The sequence below is a fragment of the Streptomyces sp. NPDC089424 genome (assembly GCF_044749345.1).
Taxonomy (GTDB): domain Bacteria; phylum Actinomycetota; class Actinomycetes; order Streptomycetales; family Streptomycetaceae; genus Streptomyces.
Window position 1 is genome coordinate 132,126 of record NZ_JBIVHU010000001.1, and the last position, 23,724, is coordinate 155,849.

A 23,724-nucleotide genomic window follows, 5' to 3' on the forward strand; every position below is an offset into this window, starting at 1 on the left:
CGTACGTAGGGGGGCCGGGGCATGGGCATGTCCGGGTGGAGACCAGCCGTGGCCGCGGTGACCGGAACGCTGCTGCTGGCCGGGTGCACCGGTGGGGCCGACGAGGCCGCCGATCCGCCGGAGACGTCCGCGCGGCCCACGGCCGACGCGAGCACCGGGTCGCCGGCGCCGTCCGCGTCGCCCGCGGACGAGCCGTACACCGTCGCGGAGGACAGGGCGCCCCGGACACGGGCCGAGGCGGTGGCGTTCGTGCGCGGGCTCGCCGTACGGCCGGACTACTTCGGCGTCGGCTTCGGCAAGCGTGAGCCCTACGAGAGCGACCCGGCCGAATGGGCCGTGCTGGGCGAGGACTGCCTGTGGCGTCGCGAGTCCCTGCCGGACGGCGTCCTGGCCAGCCTCACCCGGGGGTTCGTGCTCCCGGAGGCTGACGGCAAGGGTCCGGTGCAGGTCTCGCTGACCGTCACGGTCCACGACGACACCCTCGCCGCGCGCCGCGACATGGCCGGTTCCCTGGAGGACGCCCTGCGCTGTCCTGAGCAGCGGCTGAACGCCACGGTGCGGGTGAGCGGCCTGTACTCCCGGGCCGACCCCTTCAGCGAGCAGCGCAACGCCATCACCGACGACGACCTCACGGAGTCCGGAACGTACGTGGTGGACGGGGAGAAGGGGGCCCACCCCTTCGACTGGTTCAAGTACCGGCTCGGCCCGGTGACCGTCGCGGCGACCGCCCGTACCGGTGCGGGGCGCACCAAGGAGGAGCAGACCGCCGTGTCATCGGATGTCGCCAAGGGGGTGGGCTTCGTCGCCGCCGACATCGACCGGCAGGCGGCGGCCGAGGAACCGGCCGGCAAGTCCGGCGACAGCACGCCAGGAACCGGCACCGCCGGCGGGACGGAGACCGCGCGATGAGTGAGCCGCTGCTGCCGTCCGACCCCTCGCGCATCGCCGCGTTCCGCCTGCTGCGCAGGCTCGGCGCGGGCGGCATGGGCGTGGTCTACCTCGGGCGCACCGACGCCGGAAAGCTCGCCGCGGTCAAGGTGATCCACGCCGACGGCGCCGCAGACGACGACTTCAGGACCCGCTTCGCACGCGAGGTGGAGCTGGCCCGGCGGGTGGAGAATCCGTGGGTCGTGCCGGTCCTCGACGCGGACGCCGAGGCGCGCGAGCCGTGGCTGGCCACGGAGTTCGTACCGGGACCCGCCCTCGCCGAGGCGGTGGCCGCGCACGGGCCGCTGCCGCCGCGTGCCGCCCGCGTGCTCGGCGGGCGACTGGCCGAGGCGCTGGCGAGCGTGCACGCGGCCGGACTGGTCCACCGGGACGTCAAACCGGGCAACGTCCTGCTGGCCCTGGACGGACCCCGGCTGATCGACTTCGGTATCGCGCGGGCCCTGGACGACACGGCACTGACCGCCTCCGGCGTCGTCGTCGGCACCCCCGGCTTCCTCGCCCCGGAGCAGGCGCGCGGTGAGGACGCCACGGCCGCGAGCGACGTCTTCGCGCTGGGCTGCGTCCTCGCCTACGCGATGGCCGGCCGCCCGCCCTTCGGCACCGGGGAAGCGCACGCGCTGCTCTACCGCACCGTCCACGACGAACCCGAACTCGACCGCGTGGACTCCGGATCGCGGGCGCTCGTGACCCGCTGCCTGGCCAAGGACCCCGAGGAGCGGCCGACGGCCGAGGAGGTGCGCGACGGCCTCACGGAGGACCTCCCCGAGGGCGCCGACTGGCTCCCGGACCCAGTGGCCCGGATGGTGGCCCTGCGCTCCAGCGAGAGCCTCGCCCTGCCCGGTATCGAGCCGACCGCCGTGGACGCGGGCGCCGCGGACCCGGACGGCAAGGGCGGGCAGGACGCCCCGCAGGCGCGCCCGGCCCGGCGCCGGCTGCTGCTCGCGGGGGGTGCCCTGCTGCTGGCCGGGGGCGGCGCGGCCACCGCCGCCGCCCTCTCGGGCCGCGACGACGAGCAGGACGGCTCCGGCGGACCCGCACGCCCCACCTACGTCCTGGGCGTCCATTCCACCACCGACTCCGCGGCCGCCCCGCTCGCGCGGGCCTGCGAACGCGCCGCGCAGCTGGCCGTGGCGCAGCACAACGCCGCCCCGGGCCGCGCCTACGACCTCGCCGTACGCGTCGTGCGGGACCCGGGCACGGTCGCCGGCGGCCGGGAGGTGGCCGGCACCTTCACCGCAGACCGCGACGTCGTCGCGGTCCTCGGCCCGGTCACCGAGATCGCGATGCGCACGGCGGCGAACATCTACGGCGACGCGGGCCTCGCCCATGTGTCCAGCACCACGGGCCAGCAGGACTACTTCCTCCTGTCGCCCAAGTCGTCGTTCCAGAGCGGCACGCCGCACTCCGCGCTCGCCAGCTGGCTCGTGCTCCACGCCCTGCTGCGAAAGGAGACGGGACGGATCGGCGTGGTGGTCGACCGCTCCGGCGGCACGACGATCCAGGACCAGGGCACCCTGATCGTCCGCCAGTGGCGCCAGACGCTCGGCGGCGAGGTCGCGCCCCGCGTGGTGGCGGAGGAGACCGGTGACGGCCCCGCCGCGGTCCGCTCGCTGCTCGCCTCCGGCATCGACGCCTTCGCGTATCTCGGGCCCCTGGACGCCACCGTGCGCGCGGCCCAGGCACTGGCCGGAGCCGGTTTCACCGGGACGCGCTGGATGCAGCACCAGCTGTACGGCTCGCAGTTCCCGCGCCTGGCGGGCGCCGCCGGCGAGGGGTGGTACGTCGTCACCTCGGCCGTGGACGCCGCCGCGTTGACGACGAAGAGCGCCGCGGACTTCACCGCGGCCTGGCGCCGCCGCTACCGCGCGGCGCCGGAGCCGTACGCCGCCGAGGCGTACGACTCGGCGCGGATGCTGCTCACCGAGTTCGCCCGCACGGTCCCGAAGGGGGCGCGCCGTCGTCCGGCACGGGCCGCGCTCGGCGCGCGGCTGGCGAAGGTCTCCTACCGGGGCATCGCCCGCGGCTACGCCTTCGGCACCTATCACGAATACACCAGCAGCAACCGTGGCTGGTCGGAGGGCACCTTCGTGCACGAGGTCCGCGGCGGGCGGTTCCGCCAGGTGGGGTCGCTGTCCGACCTGGAGAGTGCCTCGAAGACCACGGGGTAGGACGGACGCCGCCCGGCACGGCGGCGAGGAAGGCGATCGGCATGGAACGGCTGCGCCCCTCCGACCCCTCGGAGATCGGCGGCCACCGGCTCGCGGCCCGGCTCGGCGCGGGTGGCATGGGAGTCGTCTACCTGGCGCGTTCCCAGCACGCCGCCTGGTGCGCGGTGAAGGTGATCCGCGCCGAGCACGCCGACGACCCCGGATTCCGTGCCCGCTTCCGCCGCGAGGTGGACCTCGCCTCCCGGCTGACCGGACGGTGGACCGTGCCGGTGCTCGCCGCCGACGCCGAGAGCCGCTCGCCCTGGCTGGCCACCGCCTACGTGCCGGGCCCGTCCCTCGCGGAGGCCGTCCTCCTGCACGGCCCCTGGCCCGAGGAGCAGCTCAGGGCCCTGGGCGCCGCGCTGGCCGAGGCGCTGGACGAGGTGCACACGGCCGGTCTCGTCCACCGGGACGTCAAGCCCGCCAACGTGCTGCTCGCGGCCGACGGGCCGCGCCTGATCGACTTCGGGATCGCCCGCAGCGTCGGGGCGACCGCCCTGACCGCGGACGGCGTCGTCGTCGGCTCACCCGGCTACCTCTCGCCGGAGCAGGCCCGCGGCCTGCCGGTCGGCCCGCCGAGCGACGTCTTCTCCCTGGGCTGCGTCCTCGCCCACGCGGCCACCGGACGCGCCGTGTTCGGTACCGGTGGGGCCGCGAGTGTGCTCTACCGAACCGTGCACGAGGAGCCCGACCTGGACGGCGTACCCGCCGGCCTGCGGCAGCTCGTACGACGGTGCCTGGCCAAGGACCCGGCGGCCCGCCCCACGGTGCCCGAACTGCGCGCGGCCCTCGGCGTGTTCGGCGCGGCGGGCTGGCTGCCCGCGGGCCTGCCCCCGCTGGTCGCGGCCCGCGCCTCCCGCGTCCTCGACCTGCCGGTCCCCGAACCCACCGCCGTCGACACCGCCCCGGCCCCGCCCGGACCCGCCGCCTCGCCCACCCGCCGGCGCCTGCTCACCGCCGCGTCGGTTCTGGGCGTCACCTCCGCCGGGGTCGGCGCCTGGTGGTGGTCCCGCCCCGGCGCGTCCGCCGGCCAGGGCGCAGGCCAGGGCGCCGGGCGCCGCCCCCGGCGGGTGATCGGCCTGCTCGGCGACAAGGACGACGCCGTCCTCACCGCCCACGAACGCGGCGCCCGGATCGCGGTCGAGCAGCACAACCGGGACGACCGCCGCACCTTCGACCTCGCCCTGCGCACCGCCGACGACGGCGGCACCGCCGAGGGCTCCGGCCGCGCGGCCGCCCGGCTGGTCGCGGACCCCGAGGTGGCCGTGCTCCTCGGCGCCGGGACCAACGCCACCGTGCTCCCGGCCGTGGCCGCGTGCGAGCAGGCGCGCGTCCCGCTGCTCGTCACCCGCGCGGACACCGACCGGCTGGACAGCGCGAACCTGACGACCGCGCTGGTGCTCCGCTCCACCAGGACCGCCGGGCCGCCGGCGATCGTGCGCCACCTCAACCGGGTGGTGCGGCCCGCCAGGACGGTGGTCGTGCACGACCTCTCCGACGCCGCGGAGACGCTGCAGACGGTGCGTTACGTCACCGTCTACGACAAGCTCGACGGCGAGACCGTGGTGGAGGAGATCGCCGCCGACGAGGACTTCACCGGGGTCGCCCGGCGCATCGCCGCACGGCCACGCGACGCCGTCCTGTTCGCGGGCGCCCGCGCCACCCGCGCCGCCGCCTGCGCCCGCGCCCTGCGCGACGCCGGGCACCGCGGGACCTGCGTCGCCGGCGAGTACGTGATCGGCCCCCCGCTGCTCGCCGCGGCGGAGGGCTGGCTGGTCGGCACCGCGTACACCGACGCCGTCGCCGATCCGGCGACCGAGGCGTTCGCCGCCGTCCACCGCGACCGCCACGGCACCGCGCCGGCGCCCTGGGCCGCCGAGGCCTACGACGCCGTCCGCTTCGCCGCGTACGGCCTGAAGGCCGCCGGCGCCGAGGGCCGCTCCGCCCTGCGTGCCGAACTCCTGCGCCGGCCCTGGCAGGGCATCACACGCAGGGTCTCCTTCAACGCGGGCGGTCAGTTCTACGACCCTGCCGAGGACGGCGGCGCGTTCCTGTACCGCGTGACAGGCGGCGAGCTCCGCTTCGTCGCCCGCGCCGACGACATCGGCAAGGCGACCTGAACCGTCGCACTCGGTGGTCTGCGGCACCTCATGACGACCTCGCCGCCGAACAAGTCCGCGTGGAAGCGCCGCGACCTCTCCACGTCGCGCACGGTCAGGAAGTGTGTGACGGGAGACCACGGGGATCACGCCCGGTCTCCGGAACGCCTGCCCGAGCAGCCGACCCGCCGCACGCGGCCACTCCCCGGTGCGAGATACTCCCATGATGGGTTCCCGCACTTCCCCGATCAGCCCGCCGGTCACGATACGGAGGGCCGTCGCGCGGGACGCCAAACGGCTCACGCGGCTCGTGCGTGGCTCAGGCGCTTACCGGGGTGAGTACGCGGCCGCGGTCGCGGGCTACCGGGTCGGTCCCGATTACATCGAGGCCCATCGCACCTTCGTGGCCGTCGGCGCCGACGAGCAGGAAGGCCGGATCCTCGGGTTCTACTCGCTCGTCCTCGATCCTCCGGAGCTCGACCTGCTGTTCGTCGCCGACGAGGCGCAAGGACGGGGTATCGGACGGCTGCTCGTGTCGCACATGCGGTCCGAGGCCCGTGCCGCCGGACTCGACCGTGTCGAGGTCGTGTCGCATCTTCCCGCCGAGGACTTCTACCACCGCGTTGGTGCGGTGCGGACCGGGACCGCGCTCGCGAACCCGCCCGCCGTGCCGTGGGACCGTCCCGAGTTCGAGTTCCGCATTCCTCCGGAATGACACCGCGGCTCACCAGGGAAAGACCGATTCGTTCACCGTGTGGTGTTCGAGGTGCTGGTTGGGGAGATCCCGGAGAGCTTTCAGGTGAGTCACCGGGCCGGTGCCGGGCCCGTCCTCGGGAGGGGACGAGAGCCGTTAGGTTGGGACCGGGAATGTGAGCGCTCGTGGGAGATGAGAGGGTCTGACGGGTGAGCGAGACACCACTGAACACCCTGCAGTACCGCTTCGACGGGCCAGAAGACGCTCCGGTCCTGATCCTGGGGCCCTCCTTGGGTACCACCTGGCACATGTGGGACCGGCAGGTCCCGGAGCTGATCAAGCAGTGGCGCGTCTTCCGGTTCGACCTGCCCGGACACGGCGGCGCCCCCGCCTACCCCGCGGGCTCCGTCGGCGACCTCACCGCCCGGCTGCTCGCCACCCTGGACGGCCTGGGCGTGCACCGCTTCGGGTACGCGGGCTGCGCCCTCGGCGGCGCCGTCGGGGCGGAACTCGCCCTGCGCCACCCCCAGCGCGTCGCCTCGCTCGCCCTGATCGCGACCTCGCCCCGCTTCGGCACCGCCGACGAGTTCCGCCAGCGCGGCGTGATCGTGCGGTCCAACGGCCTGGACCCGATCGCCCGCAGCGCGCCGGACCGCTGGTTCACCGGCGGGTTCGCCGCCGCCCAGCCCGCGATCACCGAGTGGGCCGTGCAGATGGTGCGCACCACCGACCCCGGCTGCTACATCGCCAACTGCGAGGCGCTCGCCGGCTTCGACATGCGGCACGAACTCGGCCGCATCGGCGTGCCCACGCTGGTCCTGGTCGGCTCGGAGGACCAGATCACCGGCCCCGCTCAGGCCCGCACGCTGGTCGCCGGGATTCCGGACGCCCGCCTCGCGGTCGTACCCGGCGCCTCCCACCTGGTGCCCGTCGAGCAGCCCGCCGCCGTCACGGACCTGCTGGTCACGCACTTCTCCACGGCCTGGCAGCCGGCGTTCGACGCCACCGGCCAGATGGCCATCCAGGCCGCTCCGGTCAAGCCGGTCCTCGCCGCGCCGCCGCCCCAGCAGATCACCCCCGTCGCCGAGATCGCCGCGCCGCCGGTGGACCCGCAGGCGAACGGCCGGCCGGACCCCTACGACGCCGGGATCAAGGTGCGCCGCGAGGTGCTCGGCGACGCGCACGTGGACCGGGCGCTCGCGCAGGCCGACGAGTTCTCCGGCGACTTCCAGGAGTTCGTGACCCGCTACGCCTGGGGCGCGGTCTGGAACCGGCCGGGCCTGGACCGCCGCACCCGCAGCTGCGTCACCCTGACCGCCCTGGTCGCGGGCGGACACCTGGACGAGCTGGCCTTCCACACCCGCGCCGCGCTGCGCAACGGCCTCACCCCGGCCGAGATCAAGGAGGTGCTGCTCCAGGCGGCCGTCTACTGCGGCGTCCCCGCGGCGAACAGCGCGTTCAAGGTCGCCCAGAAGGTCATCCGGGAGGAGACCACGCCCCACGAGTGAGCCGCCCCCCACGCGCACCTGTCGTGGACCTTGGGCAGGATGGATGGCATGAAGCTCACCAAGAAGACGCACTCCTGCGTCCGGCTGGAGAAGGACGGCCGGACGCTCGTCATCGACCCGGGCGGATTCAGCGAGCCGGACGCCGCGGCCGGCGCCGAGGCGATCCTCGTCACGCACGAGCACACGGACCACTTCGACGAGGAGCGGCTGCGCACGGCGCTGGACGCCGACCCGGCCGCCGAGATCTGGACGCTGAAGTCCGTAGCGGACAAGATCGCGGCGGCCTTCCCCGGCCGGGTGCACACCGTCGGGCACGGCGACACCTTCACCGCCGCGGGCTTCGAGGTCCAGGTGCACGGCGAGCTGCACGCCGTGATCCACCCGGACATCCCGCGCATCACCAACGTCGGGTTCCTGGTCGACGGCGGCGTCTTCCACCCCGGCGACGCGCTCACCGTCCCGGACCGGCCGGTGGAGACGCTGATGCTGCCGGTCATGGCCCCCTGGAACAAGATCTCCGAGGTCATCGACTACGTCCGCGAGGTCCGGCCGCAGCGCGCCTACGACGTCCACGACGCCCTGCTCACCGACCTCGCCCGCCCGATCTACGACAGGCAGGTCGGCGCCCTGGGCGGCTCCGAGCACCTGCGGCTGACGCCGGGAGAGTCCGCGCGGCTGTGACGGAGACGGGCCGGGACGCGTTGTCGGACCCGCCGGGTAGGTTGTGAAGCATGCGCATCGCGACCTGGAACGTGAACTCGATCACCGCCCGCCTGCCCCGCCTGCTGGCCTGGCTGGAGAGCAGCGGCACGGACGTGCTGTGCCTCCAGGAGGCCAAGGTCGCCGAGGCGCAGTTCCCCTTCGACCAGCTGCGTGAGCTGGGCTACGAGGCCGCGGTGCACGCCACCGGCCGGTGGAACGGCGTCGCGGTGCTCTCCCGGGTCGGCATCGAGGACGTGGTCAAGGGCCTGCCCGGCGACACCGGGTACGACGGCGCGACGGAGCCCCGCGCCGTCGCCGCGACCTGCGGCCCGGTCCGCGTCTGCTCGGTCTACGTGCCGAACGGACGTGAGGTCGACCACGCCCACTACGCGTACAAGCTCCACTGGCTGGAGGCGCTGAAGGCGACCGTCGCGGGCGACGCCGGCGGCACCCGCCCCTTCGCGGTGCTCGGCGACTTCAACGTGGCGCCGACCGACGACGACGTCTACGACGTGGCCGCCTTCGAGGGCCTCACCCACGTCACGCCCGCCGAGCGCGCCGCGCTGGCCTCCCTGCGCGAGACGGGCCTGTCCGACGTCGTCCCGCGCCCCCTGAAGTACGACCACCCGTACACCTACTGGGACTACCGCCAGCTCGCCTTCCCCAAGAACCGCGGCATGCGGATCGACCTGGTCTACGGCAACAAGCCGTTCGCGAAGGCCGTCAAGGACGCGTACGTGGACCGTGAGGAGCGCAAGGGCAAGGGCGCCTCGGACCACGCGCCGGTCGTGGTGGACCTGGAGGTCTAGGGTCCGCGCGGAGGCGGCGGGGCGGCGCGCCCCGGCCGTCACAGCAGCGTCAGGTCCACCGCGTCGGCCATCGCCGCCAGGCCCGCGTCGCCCGGGTGCAGATGGTCGCCGCTGTCGTACGCGGGCAGTATCCGCGACGGCTGCGCCGGGTCCCGTACGGCCGCGTCGAAGTCCAGCACGCCGTCGAAGACGTCGTCGTCGTTCTGCCGGATCCAGTCGTTGGCGGCGGTCCGCTCGGCCTCCAGGGCCGCCGTGCAGCGCGGTTCGCCGCCGCACGGCACCAGGGTCGCCACCAGCACCCGCAGCCCGCGCTCGTGCGCCCGCTCGGCGATCTCCCGCAGCCCTTCGGTCAGCTGCTCCGCGCTCCTGCCCGCCAGCAGGTCGTTGATGCCCTCCAGGACGATCGCCGTGCGCACCGAGGTCTGGGCGTGCACGTCCCGGTCCAGCCGGTGCAGCGCGCTCACGCCGGCCGAGTCCGTGGACACCCCGTCGCCGGGGTAGCGGTCGGCGACCACGCTGTTGCCCGCGATGCCCTGGTTGAGCACCCCGTACCGCGGCACCGCGCTCTGCGCCCGCAGCCGCCCGGCCAGCACGTCGGGCCAGCGCCGGTTGGCGTCCACGGTGGACTTGTCCCCGTCGGTGATCGAGTCGCCGAGCGCGACCACCGACCCGGGCCCGCCGGCCACGTCCACCCCGGTCAGCAGCGGCCAGTTCGTCAGGCCCGCGGTGTAGGCGGTGGCCGCGCTCTCCGCGGTGTGGTCGCCCGGTTCGCTCAGGTACGACCGCTGCTGCGCGAGCCGGTGCACGGGCGCGGCCGCGACCGGGCCCGGCAGATGGAAGCTCACCAGCAGTTCGTCTCCGGCCGGTACCTCGAAGGCGAGCGGATCGCTGTACGCCTGCGCCCCCGCCGGGATCTCGACATCCCGCGCCCCGCCGAACGTCAGCGGCACCGGCGTCGCCAGGGCCGCCGCGCCCGTGTCCTGCACGGCCACCGTCGCGCCGCCGATCCGTACCGGCGCCGCCGCGAACGTGTTGTCGAAGCGCAGCCGCACCCGCGGTCCGCCCACCGAGGTGTGCACCACCAGCCGCAGCGTCCGGTCGGTCCACGGGCCCACGGCCGGATACCCGGAGGTCGCCGTGGCCCAGCTGCCCGTCCAGCCGGTCGCGCCCGCGCGCACGGACAGGGCGAAGACATGCAGGTCGGGGGTGAGGGGCAGCTGCACGGAGGCGACGGACCGCCCCGCGTCGACCGGCACGGTCACGACGTACAGCCGTGCCTGCTCGGCGAGTTGACCGTCCGGCGTGTTGACGTGCGCCGTCGCCACCGCTTTGGTGGCGAGCGGCCCACGACGCCAGTCGGGCGCGGTCAGCACGTACGGCGCGAGGGTGCCGTCGGCGTAGGAGACGGTGCCCGAGGCGGTGAGGTCGGCGCCGGACGTGCTCGCGACCAGGAAGGCGAGGGCGTCGCCCTGGCCGGGCAGCACCACGCTCTGGCCGTCCGCCCGCACGTTGTCCGGCCCGCCCGCGACGGGGTCCGGCCAGGTCAGCGTGGCGCCCTGGACGGTGAGCGCCCGGCCCGGCGTCCAGCCGGCGCCGGCGAGGTCCTGGGCGGACAGGGAGGCGCCGGCGCCGTCGAAGTCGGCCGCCGCGGGGCTCGCGTCGTCGCTGACGGCGGTGTTGTCGAAGAGCTGCTCCAGCGGCAGCGGCGCTGCCCGGTCGCGGTCCTGCTCGGCCTGCGCCGAGGCCGTGGGCAGCACGGACGCGATCAGCACGAGGACGACCGCGGCCCCCCGGACACCTCGGCGTACCAAGCGATCCTCCAGCTCTCTGGTGTGACGGCGCAGTGGTGCGGCGATGATCGCGAAGCTAGGGAGAAGGCGCGGTCGGGTCAACGAACCATGCGCGAACTCGCTGTGAAACCGCCCGGACGACCGGATGTGACCGTCCGCGCGCCTGTGGTGCGCACGCGGGTGCGAATGACAGGCTGGAGGTATGAACATCCCTTTCCTGGGCCACCGACGCCGCAGGCCCGGGGTCTTCGACCCCGAGGGCATCGCCGAGCTCCTGGCCGAGTGCGAGCTGCTCCGTTCCCAGGCGGGCCGGGCGGGCGTCCAACTCGACGACACCGTGGACTCGTTGGAGGCGCTCGACCAGCTGCTGCCGCGCTGGCGGGACGACGAGGAGATCCTGCCCTGGCTGGGCAACGACGCGGGTCTGTATCTCGGCACGGTGATCGTGCGGACGGTGCCCGGCGCGGTCTGGGAGATCTGGCCGGACGGCCAGCCGGTGGTGCGGCTGGAGTCCGGCCGTGAGTTCGACGTCGTGACCTCCGGCCAGGAGTGGGCCGCCAGTGGGGCGCCCGAGCTGTCCCAGCTGTACGCCGAAGTGGCAGAATCCTGACTGTTGTGATCAATTGCGGTTAAATACGGCTTATGCCCGAAAGTGCGTGTCGGGCATCAACTCCTTCCCCGTCTGGATAGTTTGCGGCAGCCACGGAACGGCCGACAGTGACTGGGGGAGAGCATGGCCGTCGATCCACCGATCGAGTGCCTGCCCGGTGCCGCACCCTCGCCGACCGCGTGCGAACGCCGTCGAACGCGGCCCGTGACAGGTCGCGTTCGTGTCCGGCGCAGGTACGAGGCGGCCCACGCGCTGCGCCCTCGCGCCCCGGGCCCCCTCCGCCACGGCCGGACGACTCCTCGCGCCCCGGCCTCGACTAGGATGTGCCGTTCAGCCCTGTGATGGGTGCTCCCCCCACGGCCCCTCGGCCGCAGGGGCAGCGGTACCCCGAGCCAGGCCCGTCCGGCGGCGGCCGGAGATCACTGCTCGCGCAGCGGAATCGACACGTACGACGGGTCGTTCGCAGGCGAGGAGAAGGTCAGCCGCGCGCCGGACGGGTTGTGCTCGATGTAGAGCGGGTCGACGGTGTCGACCACCAGGGCGAGCCGATGGCCCTTCGGCACGTCGTAGGCCGTGGAGAACAGCTCCAGATCGACGCCGAACGGCTGTCCGGGCGTGCGGCCGTGGAAGGTGCACGGCGCGTTGGTGACCAACTTGCCCACGCCGAGCGGCCCCACGTCGTACAGGTAGGCGACGAGGGTTCCGCTCCCCGCGGTCGGCGTGAGGGTCGTGTGCAGCTTCGCCGTGCCGCGCACCTGCTGGGCCGTGGCGTACCTCTCGGACTGCCATACGGCGGCCCAGCGGCGCGGCAGCAGCGGGATCGAGGCCGTCGGGGGCAGGCGGGCGATCTGGTCGAGGAGGCTGGAAAGGAAGAGGGCGCCGCCGTCCGCCCCGGAGTTGACGTTCGTGCGGATCGTGGTGGAGCCGGCGAGGTCGATCTTCCGGCTGGTCGCGGCGACCGACTTCCAGTCCGGGTAGCCCTCGTGGCCGCCGCCCGTGCGGGACTTGAGACGGACCGGCTGCTCGCGGTCGACCCCGTTGTCCTCGCCCTTGAGGTGGTGGTCGAACCAGCGCCCGGTGTCGGTCCAGACGTCGTTGGGCAGGCCGAGCAGGCCGGTCGCCTCCGCGGTGGCGTGGTCGCCGGGGCGCAGTTCGAGTCTCTTCGGGACCGTCAGCCGCTCGTAGAAGTCGGCGTACTGGTTGGGCGGGAAGATCGTGTCGCCCCAGGCGTTGGCGAGCAGGACCGCGGCGCCGTTGTCGTTGATCCGGTCGAGGTAGGTCGCGGGGGAACGTTTCTTCCCCCAGGCGATCAGCTCGGGCTCCTTCTCGAGGCGGGAGGCGAGGAAGTCGTCGAAGACCTGCCGGAGTTCGGCGCTGGGCCGCCCGGTCAGCGCTCCCGCGCCCTGCAACAGGGTGGCGGCCTGGGCGTGCTGGGTCCGGCCGGAGTAGATCGAGTCGATCAGGTCGGCCCAGCCGCTGAGGGCGGCGACGGCCCGGACGCGCTTGTCGTGGGCGGCGGCCAGCAGGCTGATGCCCGCGCCGTAGGAGACGCCCGCCATCCCGATGCGCCGCGCGTCGGACGGGGTGTGGGCGAGCGCCCAGTCGATGACCCTGGAGGCGTCGGCCACGTCGGGTGGGCCGGCGACCTCGATGTGGCCGCCGGACTGCCAGAAGCCCCGGGTGTTGTAAGTGACCACGACATAGCCGGAGTCGGCGAGCTTCCGGGCCTGCGCGAGGTACTCGATCTGGGGCGTGGCCCAGCTCGTGGGCAGCACCAGCAGCGGGTGGCGGCGGCCGGCGTCGGCGCCCGCGGGCGTGACGACGTTCGCCTTGAGGACCGTGCCGCCGTCGCCGGTGATGTCGACGAAGCGGACGGTGGGCGGGGCCGCTTGGGCGGCGGGGGAGAGCCCGAGGGCGCTACCGGCGACCAGGGTCGCGGCGACGGCGCCCACGGCAGTCGTACGCAGGGCCTTGCGAGGGAGTCCCACGGGTCACTCCTCACTCGTGTCAGTGCAAAGTGACCCGACGGTAACCTCGGCGGCTTACCGCAGGTAACCCATCGGTAAGTTACGTGAAAGTAACAATGATTGAAAGATGCGCGGCCGGCTACGACGCCCGGTGCGAGGAGCGTGCCGGAGCGGCGGTGGGTATCGGTGCCTGCGCCGCCCGGGTCACGTCCGCGACCAGCTCGACCACGTCCGGGCCGTACGCCTGTGAGTTCACCACCTTCAGCAGCAGCACGAAGGTGTGGTTGCCGTGCTTGCGCGCCAGCCGCTCGTGATGGCGGGCGAGATAGCGGGTGGCCGCCTGGTTGGTGATCGCCCGCTGGCCGCAGAAGAGGAACACCGGTCTCGACTCGCCCGCGATGACCCGGGCCAGCAGGACGTACTCCGTGACGCCCGGCTCCATGCGGTAGCGCTCGCTGCCGATCTGGAACGCGCCGCGGTCCGGGCCCGGTTCGGCGTCGATGTTGACGCGCACGCCTGGCAGCATCGCCGACATGTGGGCGAGCATCCGCCGGTTCGAGCCGGGCCCGCCCACACAGAACTCGGTCCGCTCGCCGAAGCCCTGCTGCGCCGCGTCCTGGGTGACCACCTGGGTGTTCGCCCCGCAGTCCTTGATGAGCGCGGAGAGTTCCAGCAGGGCGAACACGTCGTGGCGGTGCACCGCCAGGTCCGGGCTGCCGGCGTCCCGGTTCACCACCAGCAGGGACTCGGAGTTGTCGGGCAGACCGAAGAAGGCCTGCTTGCGCCGGAGCTTGCGCTTCCAGAGATAGGTGCGGGCCACCCAGCCGATCGCGGCGCTGAGGCCGGCCGCGATCACGCCGAGGACGATGTTGCGCACGTCGTCAGTCATGGGCGCGCATGGTAGCGGGCGCAGGGAAACCGTGTTCGAGTGGTGAGTGAGGGGTACGCGTGCGCGCTCCTGACGCGGGCATGTCCATGGATTAGGCTGCGCGAACGGTCCCTGACTGGAGGTGCGGATGCGTCGCCCTGTCGTGCGGAAACTGACGGTTCTGGCGGTGTCGGCCGCCGTGGTGTCCGTGGGGGCCGCGGCGCCCCCGGCACCTCGGACGGCGCCGCCGCAGAAGGTCCCGGTCGCCGTGGGGTACGGCGGAGCGGTGTCGAGCGTCGACGCGGACGCCTCCGCCGCCGGCATCGAGGTGCTCAGGAAGGGCGGCAACGCCGTCGACGCGGCGGTGGCCACCGCCGCCGCGCTGGGGGTCACCGAGCCCTACTCCGCCGGAATCGGCGGGGGCGGCTACTTCGTCCTCTACGACGCCTCGTCCCGGACGGTGCACACCGTCGACGGCCGCGAGACGGCACCGCTGAGCGCCGACGAGAACCTCTTCGTGGAGAACGGCAAGCCCGTTCCCTTCGCCGAGGCCGTCACCAGCGGACTGAGCGTCGGCACCCCCGGCACCCCCGCGACCTGGCAGACGGCGCTCGGGAGCTGGGGCAGCAAACCGCTGCGCACCCTGCTGGAGCCCGCCGAACGGCTCGCCCGCGAGGGCTTCACCGTGGACGCCACCTTCCGCACGCAGACCGCGGCCAACGAGGCCCGGTTCCGCAACTTCCCGGACACCGCCAAGCTCTTCCTGCCCGGCGGCGAACTGCCCGTCGTCGGCTCCACCCTCACCAACGGCGATCTGGCCGCCACCTACGACGAACTGGGCCGCAAGGGCGTCGACACGCTGTACCGGGGCAGCCTGGCCGAGGACATCGTCGACACCGTCAACCGGCCCCCGGTGGACGCCTCCTCCGGCTACCGCGCCCGCCCCGGCGACCTGTCGCTGCGGGACCTGGCCACCTACCGCACCAAGAAGCAGGCGCCCTCCCGTACCACGTACCGGGGCCTCGGGGTCTACTCGATGGCGCCCTCCTCCTCGGGCGGCACCACGGTCGGCGAGGCCCTGAACATGCTGGAGCGCGGCGACCTCTCCAAGAAGCGGACGAGTCAGGAGCGGTACCTGCACCGCTTCATCGAGGCGAGCCGCATCGCCTTCGCCGACCGGGGGCGCTGGGTCGGTGACCCCGCCTTCGAGGACGTACCGACCAAGGAATTGCTCTCGCAGCGCTACGCCGACTCGCGGGCCTGCCTGATCAAGGATGACGCGGTGCTGACCAGCCCGGTCGCGCCGGGTGATCCGCGTGACCCCGCGGCGTGCGCCACCGGCGGCACGCCTGCCCCCACCACGTACGAGGGCGACAGCACCACCCACCTCACCACGGCCGACCGGTGGGGCAACGTCGTCTCCTACACGCTCACGATCGAGCAGACCGGCGGCAGCGGCATCACCGTCCCCGGCCGCGGCTTCCTGCTCAACAACGAGCTGACCGACTTCTCCTTCACCCCGGCGAACCCGGCCGTGCACGACCCGAACCTGCCGGGCCCGGGCAAGCGTCCCCGCTCCTCGATGTCGCCGACGATCGTGCTCGACGGGCACGGCAGGCCCGTGGTGGCCCTGGGCTCGCCCGGCGGCGCCACCATCATCACCACCGTGCTCCAGACGCTGACCGGGTTCCTGGACCGGGGGCTGCCCCTGGTCGACGCGATCGCCGCGCCCCGGGCCAGCCAGCGCAACGCCGCGCAGACCGAGCTGGAGCCGGGCCTGTACGACGACGTCGCGCTGCGCAAGCGGCTGGAGGACCTCGGCCACTCCTTCCGCCTCAACCCGGAGATCGGCGCCACCACCGGCGTCCAGCGGCTGCCCGACGGCAAGTGGCTGGCGGCGGCCGAGACCACCCGCCGCGGCGGCGGCTCCGCGATGGTGGTACGCCCCGCCCGGTGACGCGCTAGGGCCTGTCCGACAGGCCCTGGACCGCCGCGCCCTCGGTGCGGAAGGCCAGCCTGCCGTTCTCCTCCTCGACCCGTACCCGGTCGCCGTCCTTGACCTGGCCGTCGAGGAGGAGACGGGAGAGCTGGTTGTCCACCTCGCGCTGGATGGTGCGGCGCAGCGGCCGGGCGCCGTACTCCGGCTCGTAGCCCCGGCGGGCCAGCAGGTCGACCGCCGGGTCGGAGAACTCGACCGCGATGCCCTGGGCGTGCATCAGGCGGCGGGTGCGCTCCAGCAGCAGGTTGGTGATCCGGTGCAGCTGTTCCGGCGTGAGCTGGCGGAAGAAGACGATCTCGTCGATCCGGTTCAGGAACTCCGGCCGGAAGTGCTCGCGCAGCGGTCGCAGGATCTGTTCGCGGCGCGCCTGTTCGTCCGCGTCGGCGTCGCCCGAGCCGAAACCGATGCCCGCGCCGCGCCGGGTGATCGCCTCGGAACCGAGGTTGCTCGTCATCACGATCACCGTGTTGGTGAAGTCGACGGTGCGGCCCTGGGAGTCGGTGAGGCGGCCGTCGTCGAGGACCTGCAGCAGGATGTTGAAGACGTCCGGGTGCGCCTTCTCCACCTCGTCGAGCAGCAGCAGGGAGTACGGGTGCCGGCGCACGACCTCGGTGAGCTGGCCGGCCTCCTCGTGGCCGACGTATCCGGGCGGCGCGCCCACCAGCCGGCTGACGGTGTGCCGTTCCTGGTACTCGCTCATGTCGAGGCGGACCATGCGCTCCTCGCTGCCGAACAGCGCCTCGGCGAGGGCGCGGGCCAGCTCCGTCTTGCCGACCCCGGTCGGACCGAGGAACAGGAAGCTGCCGATCGGCCGGTCGGGGCTCGCGAGCCCGGCGCGGGAGCGCATGACCGCCTCGGAGACCACCCGGACCGCCTCGTCCTGGCCCACGACCCGCTCGTGCAGGTGCTCCTCCAGGCCGAGCAGCCGCTCCTTCTCCTCCTCGGTCAGCCTGCTCACCGGGATGCCGGTCTGCCGCGACACCACCTCGGCGATGGCCTCGGTGGTGACCTCCAGGTTCTGGCCCTCGTCGGCCTGGCCGTCGCCGGACGCCGCCGAGATCCGCTCCTTCAGCTCCGTGATCCGGTCCCGCAGCTGGGTGGCCCGCTCGTACTGCTCGGCGGCGGCTGCCTGGTCCTTGTCCCGGGCCAGCTGTTCGGCCTCCCGCTCCATCGCCCGGACGTCCGTGCCCTTGGTGCGGGCGCGCAGCCGCACCCGAGCGCCCGCCTGGTCGATCAGGTCGATGGCCTTGTCGGGCAGGCGCCGGTCGGTGAGATAGCGGTCGGACAGCTCGACGGCCGCCACCAGGGCCTCGTCGGTGTAGCGGACCTGGTGGTGGGCCTCGTAGCGGTCGCGCAGCCCGCGCAGGATCTCGATCGCGTCCGCCGGGGTCGGCTCGGGGACCAGGATCGGCTGGAAGCGGCGGGCCAGCGCCGCGTCCTTCTCGATCCGGCGGTACTCCTCCAGGGTGGTGGCGCCGACGATGTGCAGCTCGCCGCGGGCCAGGGCCGGCTTGAGGATGTTGCCGGCGTCCATCGAGCCGCCCTCACCGCCGCCGCCCGCGCCCACCACCGTGTGCAGCTCGTCGATGAAGATGATCAGCCGGTCGGAGTTGGCGCGGATCTCCCCGACGATGGTGTTGAGCCGCTCCTCGAAGTCGCCCCGGTAGCGCGTCCCGGCGACCACACCGGGCAGGTCCAGGGCGACCACCCGGCGCCCGATCAGCACGTCGGGCACGTCGCCGTCGGTGATCCGCTGCGCGAGCCCCTCCACGATCGCCGTCTTGCCGACGCCCGCGTCGCCGATGAGCACGGGGTTGTTCTTGCCGCGCCGGGAGAGCACCTCGATGGTCTGCTCGATCTCCTCGTCCCGCCCGATCACCGGGTCGATGCGGCCCTGCCGGGCCAGCTCGGTGAGATCGCGGCCGTACTTGTCGACGGTCGGCGTGGCCGTGGGCCGCGCCTGCTCGGTGCGGGCCTGCGGGGCCTCCGGGGACTCGGTCGGCATCCCGCCCGGCGCGAACCGGGCCGCGCCCAGGATGTGCCCGGCGGCGGAGTCGGGATTGGCCGCGAGGGCGCTGAGCACGTGCTCGGGGCTGATGTAGCCGGTGCCGCCGGCACGGGCCAGGTCGTGCGCGTCCAGCAGGGCGCGTTTGACGGCCGGGGTGAGCGAGAGCGAGGTGGGCGGCGGCGCCTCGTTCTGCGGGTGCTGGACCGGGCCCGAGCGCTCGTCGATCTGCGAGGCCAGGCTGTCGGGGTCCGCCCCGGCCCGGCTGAGCAGGCTGCGGGTCGGCTCGGTGGCGAGGGCGGCGCGCAGCAGGTGCTGGGTGTCGAGGTCCCGGCTGCCGTGCTCGGCCGCGTACTGGGCGGCGTCGCGCACCATGTCCCGGGCCGGCTGACTGAGCAGCCGGCCGATGTCGATCTGGCGGGGACCCGGACGAGGTCCGCCGAAGAAGCGGGCCAGGAATTCGCCGAACGGGTCCGAGTTCATGCCCTCCGGGCCGGGGAAGCCGCTGGTCATCACAGTTCCGTTTCGCTGGTCGGCGTACGGGTCTGCACGAGTGCGCCGGCGCCGCGCGGCTAAACGTGGGGCACGCTCCTGGCCACCTGTGCCTCTCACACCTTGGCACGATCGGGCGTGCGCGGCATGTGGGCGCCTGCCGTCCGGGCCGCCCGCACGGGCAGGCACCGGGGCAGTAGGTGGCCGTCCGGTTCCCCGCGTCCCTCAGGACGTAAGCCGGGCCGTGAGGGCGGCCCGGACGGCGTCCGTGACGGCCACCGTGTGCTCGGCGTGGGCGGCCGGGGAGCCGTCGCCGGTGCGCAGGGTCCAGCCGCCGAGGTCCGCGATGTGGTCGTCCCGGCCGCCCGCGGTGAGCATCGGCTCGATCGCGAGCACCGTTCCCTTGCGCAGGCGAAGGCCCCCTCCCGGGTGGCCCTCGTCGGGGACCGAGGGGTCCTCGTGCATACGGCGGCCGATGCCGTGGCCGCCGAAGCCGTCCGGGATGCCGTTACCGGCGCCGCGGCAGACCGTGCCGACGGCGTGGGCGATGTCGCCGATGCGGTTGCCCACGACCGCCGCCCCGATGCCGGCCGCGAGGGCGCGCTCGGCGGTCTCGATCAGCCGCAGGTCGGCCGGGCGGTGGCGGCCGACGACGAAGCTCAGCGCCGGGTCGCCCACCCAGCCGGCCGGCTCCGCGCCGCAGTCGGGGGAGAGCGGGTCGCCGTCGCGCAGCCGGTAGGCGGTCGGGATGCCGTGCACGATCGCGGCGTTGACCGAGGTGCACAGGACGGCCGGGAACGGGGTGGGCGCGAACGAGGGGCGGTACCCGAGGAGGTTGACGTCGCCCCGGCCTCGCGCGGCACCGCGCGGGCCACCTCGTCCAGCTCCAGCAGAGGACGCCCACGGCGGCGGCCTCCCGCGCCGCCGTGTGGGCGCGGCCGACGACCTGGCCCGCCTCGTGCATCGCGTCGATCGACGGGTCCGTCTCGAGCCCCACTGCGCCAATTACTATACCGGTATTAGAATGGCGTCATGGTGCGCACCCCTCTCACTCCCGAAGAGCGCGAACGCGGCGAGCGGCTCGGTCGGCTGCTGCGCGAGGCGCGCGGCGGCCGCAGCATGGCCGAGGTCGCGGCCGACGCCGGTCTCTCCGCCGAGACCCTCCGCAAGATCGAGACCGGCCGGGCCCCCACCCCGGCCTTCTTCACGGTGGCCGCGCTGGCCCGCGCGCTCGGCCTGTCCATGGACGAACTCGCCGGGGCGTGCGCACCCGTGACGGCCTGAGGTCACCGGCGCGGGGCGGCCGGCCGGAGGTCACCGCGTTCCGCCGGAAAACTCCCTGTGACCGCCCCGTAACACGACTGGTGTTGTCTACGGCCCGGAAGGCTTCGCTCCATACGGGGGTCGCGCGATGGCGGTGGGACAACTCCCTGTCCGGATCCAGGAGTTCGCGAACTATCTGACGAGCCTGCTGGCAGGCCTGGACCACGGCGCCGGGTGGTGCGCGGTGTTCTGGCAGCGGGACCCGGAGGGCATGCGGGCCTGCCTCGACGGGCGCGAGGTGCCGCCTTGGGACGTGGTCGAGGCGCTGCTGCACGATCTCGCCGCGCGGTACGGGCCCGAGGCCGCCGACGCCGAGAAGGGCCGGGCCCGCCCCCTGCACGCCGCCGCGCTCCTCGCCTACGACACCCGCCCCGGCGGCCGGGACGCCCTCGCCGACCGGCTCGACGTCATGCTCCGCGAACAGCGGTACGCCACCGAACGGCTCGCGGAGCTGGGGAGCTTACTGCCCACGGCCGCGAGCCGGGAGGCCGCCGACGCCCTCCGTCTGGACCTGGCGTGGGCCCGCGACGACCACACCCGCGCGACGGCGCGCTGCGCGGAACTCCGCCGGAGGATGGCGGACCTCGGCCGCCGCGACGCGAGCGCCCCCGACGCGGAGGGCGTGCCGCCCTCTTCCGGCACCCCCGCGCCGCGGGCCCCGGGGACCGACCGTGGGGTGCAGCGCAGGCGCCGTCGAGGCGGGGCCCGGTTCGCCGGGGCGGAGGAGGAAGCGGCCGATCCCGCCGCCCCGGCCCCGCCGGCCGTGCCCGTGCTGCCCGAACCCGCCCCGGCCGGCGGTCGCGGCCCGCGCGGAGCGCGTTTCGCCGGGGCGCAGGAGGAGCCGGATGCCGCGGTGGCGCCACGGGCCGAGGCGGGGGACGCGGCCGTGGACGCGGCGGCGCGCCGTGCGGCCGCCGGGACGGTGGAGACGCTGCTGCGGCTGCGCGGCGAGGGGCGGACGGGGGAGGCGCACGTCCTGCTGGCGGAGGCCGCGCACGGGCCGGCCGCCCGCTTCCCGCTGCTCGCCGCCGAGATGGAGGCCGCCGGGCTCGGCGCCGACTGGGCCACGCTGCTGTGGGAGGCCGCCTCGCTGCCCGCCGGGCAGCTCGCCGCCGTGGCGGACAGGCTGGCCGCGGCGGGCCGGGAGGCGGACGGCGAGCAGATCCTGCGGCAGGGCGTGGGACGGCCCGCGTACGAGATCGGCCTCGCCGTGCTCGGGCTGGCCAAGGAGGGCCGCCACCGCGAGGTGCGCGCCCTGCTCGACGCGTACGTCCGCGTCCGCACCCCCGAGGAGGCAGCCCGCAGCGCCGGACCCGACCCGCGAACGCTCGTGCCGCTCCTGCTGGAGGCCGCGCGAGGCGTCTCCGCCGAGCGGCACCGCGACCTCGTCCACGCCCTGCGGGTCGCCGGACTCACCGCCTAGCGGCGATCACCCACAGGAGTGCGAAACGGCGCCGGCTTGGCGGGTTGGCGACGATGGTCTTGGCAAGGCCTTCCCCTAGGCATACGTTCGTCCCTCTACGCCGTGCTCTACGGGCGTAGAGGCGCTGACGCCCGTCGAAGGAGCAGCTCATGGCGAACGTCGTCCGTGCCGCTCTGGTCCAGGCAACCTGGACCGGCGACACCGAGTCCATGGTCGCGAAACACGAGGAGCACGCCCGTGAGGCGGCCCGGCAGGGCGCCAAGGTCATCGGGTTCCAGGAGGTCTTCAACGCCCCCTACTTCTGCCAGGTCCAGGAGGCCGAGCACTACCGCTGGGCGGAGCCGGTGCCCGACGGGCCGACCGTGCGCCGTATGCGGGATCTGGCACGCGAGACGGGCATGGTCGTCGTCGTCCCGGTGTTCGAGGTCGAGCAGTCCGGCTTCTACTACAACACCGCGGCCGTGATCGACGCCGACGGCTCCTACCTCGGCAAGTACCGCAAGCACCACATCCCGCAGGTGAAGGGCTTCTGGGAGAAGTACTACTTCAAGCCCGGCAACCTCGGCTGGCCCGTTTTCGAGACCGCCGTGGGGAAGGTGGGCGTCTACATCTGCTACGACCGCCACTTCCCGGAAGGCTGGCGCCAACTCGGCCTGAACGGCGCCCAGCTGGTCTACAACCCGTCCGCCACGCACCGCGGACTGTCCTCCTACCTGTGGCGGCTGGAGCAGCCCGCCGCCGCCGTCGCCAACGAGTACTTCGTCGCCGCCATCAACCGGGTCGGCGTCGAGGAGTACGGCGACAACGACTTCTACGGAACGAGCTACTTCGTCGACCCGCGCGGGCAGTTCGTGGGGGAGGTCGCCGACGACAAGAGCGAGGAACTCGTGGTGCGCGACCTCGACTTCGACCTCATCGAAGAGGTGCGGCAGCAGTGGGCCTTCTACCGCGACCGCCGCCCCGACGCCTACGAAGGGCTGGTGCAACCGTGACCAAGGACCTGCTCGGACGCCACCGGGCCGTGCTCCCCGACTGGCTCGCGCTCTACTACGACGAGCCGATCGAGATCACCCACGGCGAGGGCCGGCACGTCTGGGACTCCGCCGGGAACCGCTATCTCGACTTCTTCGGCGGCATCCTGACCACGATGACCGCGCACGCCCTGCCGGAGGTCACCAAGGCGGTGAGCGAGCAGGCCGGGCGGATCATCCACTCCTCCACGCTGTACCTCAACCGTCCGATGGTCGAACTCGCGGAGCGCATCGCCCGGTTGAGCGGCATCCCGGACGCGCGGGTCTTCTTCACCACCTCCGGGACGGAGGCCAACGACACGGCCCTGATGCTGGCCACGACGTATCGCCGCAGCAACACGATCCTGGCGATGCGCAACAGCTACCACGGCCGTTCCTTCAGCGCCGTCGGCATCACCGGCAACCGCGGCTGGTCCCCCACCTCGCTGTCGCCGCTCCAGACGCTGTACGTGCACGGCGGCGTGCGCACCCGCGGCCCGTACGCCGATCTGAGCGACGACGAGTTCATCGCCGCCTGCGTCGAGGACCTCACCGACCTGCTCGGCCACACCCGGCCGCCCGCCGCGCTGATCGCCGAGCCCGTCCAGGGCGTCGGCGGCTTCACCGCCCCGCCGGACGGGCTGTACGCGGCCTTCCGCGACGTGCTCCAGGAACGCGGGATCCTCTGGATCGCCGACGAGGTGCAGACCGGCTGGGGCCGCACCGGCGAGCACTTCTGGGGCTGGCAGGCGCACGGCCGCAGCGGACCGCCGGACATGCTCACCTTCGCCAAGGGCATCGGCAACGGCATGTCCATCGGCGGGGTCGTCGCCCGCGCCGAGATCATGAACTGCCTCGACGCCAACAGCATCTCCACCTTCGGCGGCACCCAGATCACCATGGCGGCCGGACTCGCCAACCTCACCTATCTGCTGGAGCACGACCTCCAGGGCAACGCCCGGCGGGTCGGCGGGCTGCTGATCGAGCGGTTGCGGGCCGTCGCCGCGCAGGTGCCGGCGGTCCGGGAGGTGCGCGGACGCGGGCTGATGATCGGTGTCGAGATCACCCGGCCGGGCACCGACCAGGCCGATCCGCAGGCGGCCTCGGCCGTGCTGGAGGCGGCCCGCGAAGGCGGGCTGCTCATCGGCAAGGGCGGCGGGCACAACACCAGCGCCCTGCGCATCGCCCCACCGCTGTCCCTGACGGTCGCGGAGGCCGAGGAGGGCGCCGCCGTCCTCGAACGCGCCCTGAGGAGCATCGGCTAGCACGA

Annotated in this window: 17 protein-coding genes and 1 pseudogene; 13 read left to right on the forward strand and 5 right to left on the reverse strand. The window is 73.8% G+C overall.

Going from position 1 to position 23,724, the window contains the following annotated elements:
- Positions 1-48: 48 nt before the first annotated feature.
- The 7 genes from ACIP2X_RS00595 (at position 49) to ACIP2X_RS00625 (ending at position 8,967) form a co-directional block, all read left to right on the forward strand.
- Positions 49-909 carry a hypothetical protein gene (locus ACIP2X_RS00595; protein ID WP_401665557.1) on the forward strand — a complete coding sequence of 287 codons (861 nt, stop codon included), beginning with the start codon at positions 49-51 and terminating at the stop codon, positions 907-909.
- Positions 906-3,116 (forward strand): bifunctional serine/threonine-protein kinase/ABC transporter substrate-binding protein, encoded by a 2,211-nt coding sequence (locus ACIP2X_RS00600; RefSeq protein WP_401665560.1) that lies wholly within the window; start codon positions 906-908, stop codon positions 3,114-3,116. The genes ACIP2X_RS00595 and ACIP2X_RS00600 overlap by 4 nt, the downstream gene beginning before the upstream one ends.
- Before the next feature lie 41 nt (positions 3,117-3,157).
- Positions 3,158-5,275, forward strand: coding sequence for a bifunctional serine/threonine-protein kinase/ABC transporter substrate-binding protein (locus tag ACIP2X_RS00605; protein WP_401665563.1), 2,118 nt, complete (start codon positions 3,158-3,160; stop codon positions 5,273-5,275).
- Between the two features lie 205 nt (positions 5,276-5,480).
- Positions 5,481-5,969, forward strand: coding sequence for a GNAT family N-acetyltransferase (locus ACIP2X_RS00610; protein WP_401665566.1), 489 nt, complete (start codon positions 5,481-5,483; stop codon positions 5,967-5,969).
- Positions 5,970-6,157: 188 nt separating this feature from the next.
- A complete protein-coding gene (gene pcaC / locus ACIP2X_RS00615) occupies positions 6,158-7,456 on the forward strand; it encodes a 4-carboxymuconolactone decarboxylase (protein WP_401665569.1) in 1,299 nt (432 codons plus the stop codon).
- A 48-nt stretch (positions 7,457-7,504) separates the two neighbouring features.
- The gene (locus ACIP2X_RS00620; protein WP_401665572.1) at positions 7,505-8,137 is read left to right on the forward strand and encodes an MBL fold metallo-hydrolase; all 633 of its coding nucleotides are present in this window, start codon (positions 7,505-7,507) and stop codon (positions 8,135-8,137) included.
- 50 nt (positions 8,138-8,187) lie between these two features.
- Complete coding sequence (locus ACIP2X_RS00625) at positions 8,188-8,967, forward strand: exodeoxyribonuclease III (protein ID WP_401665575.1); 780 nt, start codon at positions 8,188-8,190, stop codon at positions 8,965-8,967.
- Between the two features lie 38 nt (positions 8,968-9,005).
- On the opposite strand, the gene ACIP2X_RS00630 is transcribed toward ACIP2X_RS00625, so the two are convergent.
- Positions 9,006-10,778, reverse strand: coding sequence for a GDSL-type esterase/lipase family protein (locus ACIP2X_RS00630; protein WP_401665578.1), 1,773 nt, complete (start codon positions 10,776-10,778; stop codon positions 9,006-9,008).
- Between the two features lie 181 nt (positions 10,779-10,959).
- On the opposite strand from ACIP2X_RS00630, the gene ACIP2X_RS00635 reads away from it, so the two are divergent.
- Positions 10,960-11,367, forward strand: coding sequence for a DUF6278 family protein (locus ACIP2X_RS00635; RefSeq protein ID WP_401665581.1), 408 nt, complete (start codon positions 10,960-10,962; stop codon positions 11,365-11,367).
- Between the two features lie 419 nt (positions 11,368-11,786).
- On the opposite strand, the gene ACIP2X_RS00640 is transcribed toward ACIP2X_RS00635, so the two are convergent.
- Together ACIP2X_RS00640 and ACIP2X_RS00645 are read right to left on the reverse strand one after the other, a co-directional pair.
- Positions 11,787-13,355: a CocE/NonD family hydrolase gene (locus tag ACIP2X_RS00640; RefSeq protein WP_401665584.1), complete on the reverse strand. Its 1,569-nt coding sequence runs from the start codon at positions 13,353-13,355 to the stop codon at positions 11,787-11,789.
- A 118-nt stretch (positions 13,356-13,473) separates the two neighbouring features.
- Positions 13,474-14,223: a hypothetical protein gene (locus ACIP2X_RS00645; protein WP_401665587.1), complete on the reverse strand. Its 750-nt coding sequence runs from the start codon at positions 14,221-14,223 to the stop codon at positions 13,474-13,476.
- Positions 14,224-14,350: 127 nt separating this feature from the next.
- On the opposite strand from ACIP2X_RS00645, the gene ggt reads away from it, so the two are divergent.
- Positions 14,351-16,159, forward strand: coding sequence for a gamma-glutamyltransferase (gene ggt / locus ACIP2X_RS00650; RefSeq protein WP_401665590.1), 1,809 nt, complete (start codon positions 14,351-14,353; stop codon positions 16,157-16,159).
- Positions 16,160-16,163: 4 nt separating this feature from the next.
- Here ggt and ACIP2X_RS00655 read toward each other — a convergent pair whose 3' ends face one another.
- Positions 16,164-18,719 (reverse strand): ATP-dependent Clp protease ATP-binding subunit, encoded by a 2,556-nt coding sequence (locus tag ACIP2X_RS00655; protein WP_401665593.1) that lies wholly within the window; start codon positions 18,717-18,719, stop codon positions 16,164-16,166.
- Positions 18,720-18,923: 204 nt separating this feature from the next.
- Positions 18,924-19,662 (reverse strand): annotated as a pseudogene (gene map / locus ACIP2X_RS00660) (type I methionyl aminopeptidase).
- 68 nt (positions 19,663-19,730) lie between these two features.
- On the opposite strand from map, the gene ACIP2X_RS00665 reads away from it, so the two are divergent.
- From ACIP2X_RS00665 to ACIP2X_RS00680, 4 genes are all read left to right on the forward strand, one after another.
- Entirely contained in the window at positions 19,731-19,982 is a 252-nt protein-coding gene (locus tag ACIP2X_RS00665) for a helix-turn-helix domain-containing protein (protein WP_401665596.1), read from the forward strand.
- A 127-nt stretch (positions 19,983-20,109) separates the two neighbouring features.
- On the forward strand, positions 20,110-21,444 hold the full coding sequence (locus ACIP2X_RS00670; protein WP_401665599.1) for a hypothetical protein: 1,335 nt from the start codon (positions 20,110-20,112) through the stop codon (positions 21,442-21,444).
- A gap of 149 nt (positions 21,445-21,593) precedes the next feature.
- The gene (locus ACIP2X_RS00675; RefSeq protein ID WP_401665602.1) at positions 21,594-22,436 is read left to right on the forward strand and encodes a nitrilase-related carbon-nitrogen hydrolase; all 843 of its coding nucleotides are present in this window, start codon (positions 21,594-21,596) and stop codon (positions 22,434-22,436) included.
- Entirely contained in the window at positions 22,433-23,719 is a 1,287-nt protein-coding gene (locus ACIP2X_RS00680; RefSeq protein WP_401665605.1) for an aspartate aminotransferase family protein, read from the forward strand. The genes ACIP2X_RS00675 and ACIP2X_RS00680 overlap by 4 nt, the downstream gene beginning before the upstream one ends.
- Positions 23,720-23,724 lie beyond the last annotated feature (5 nt).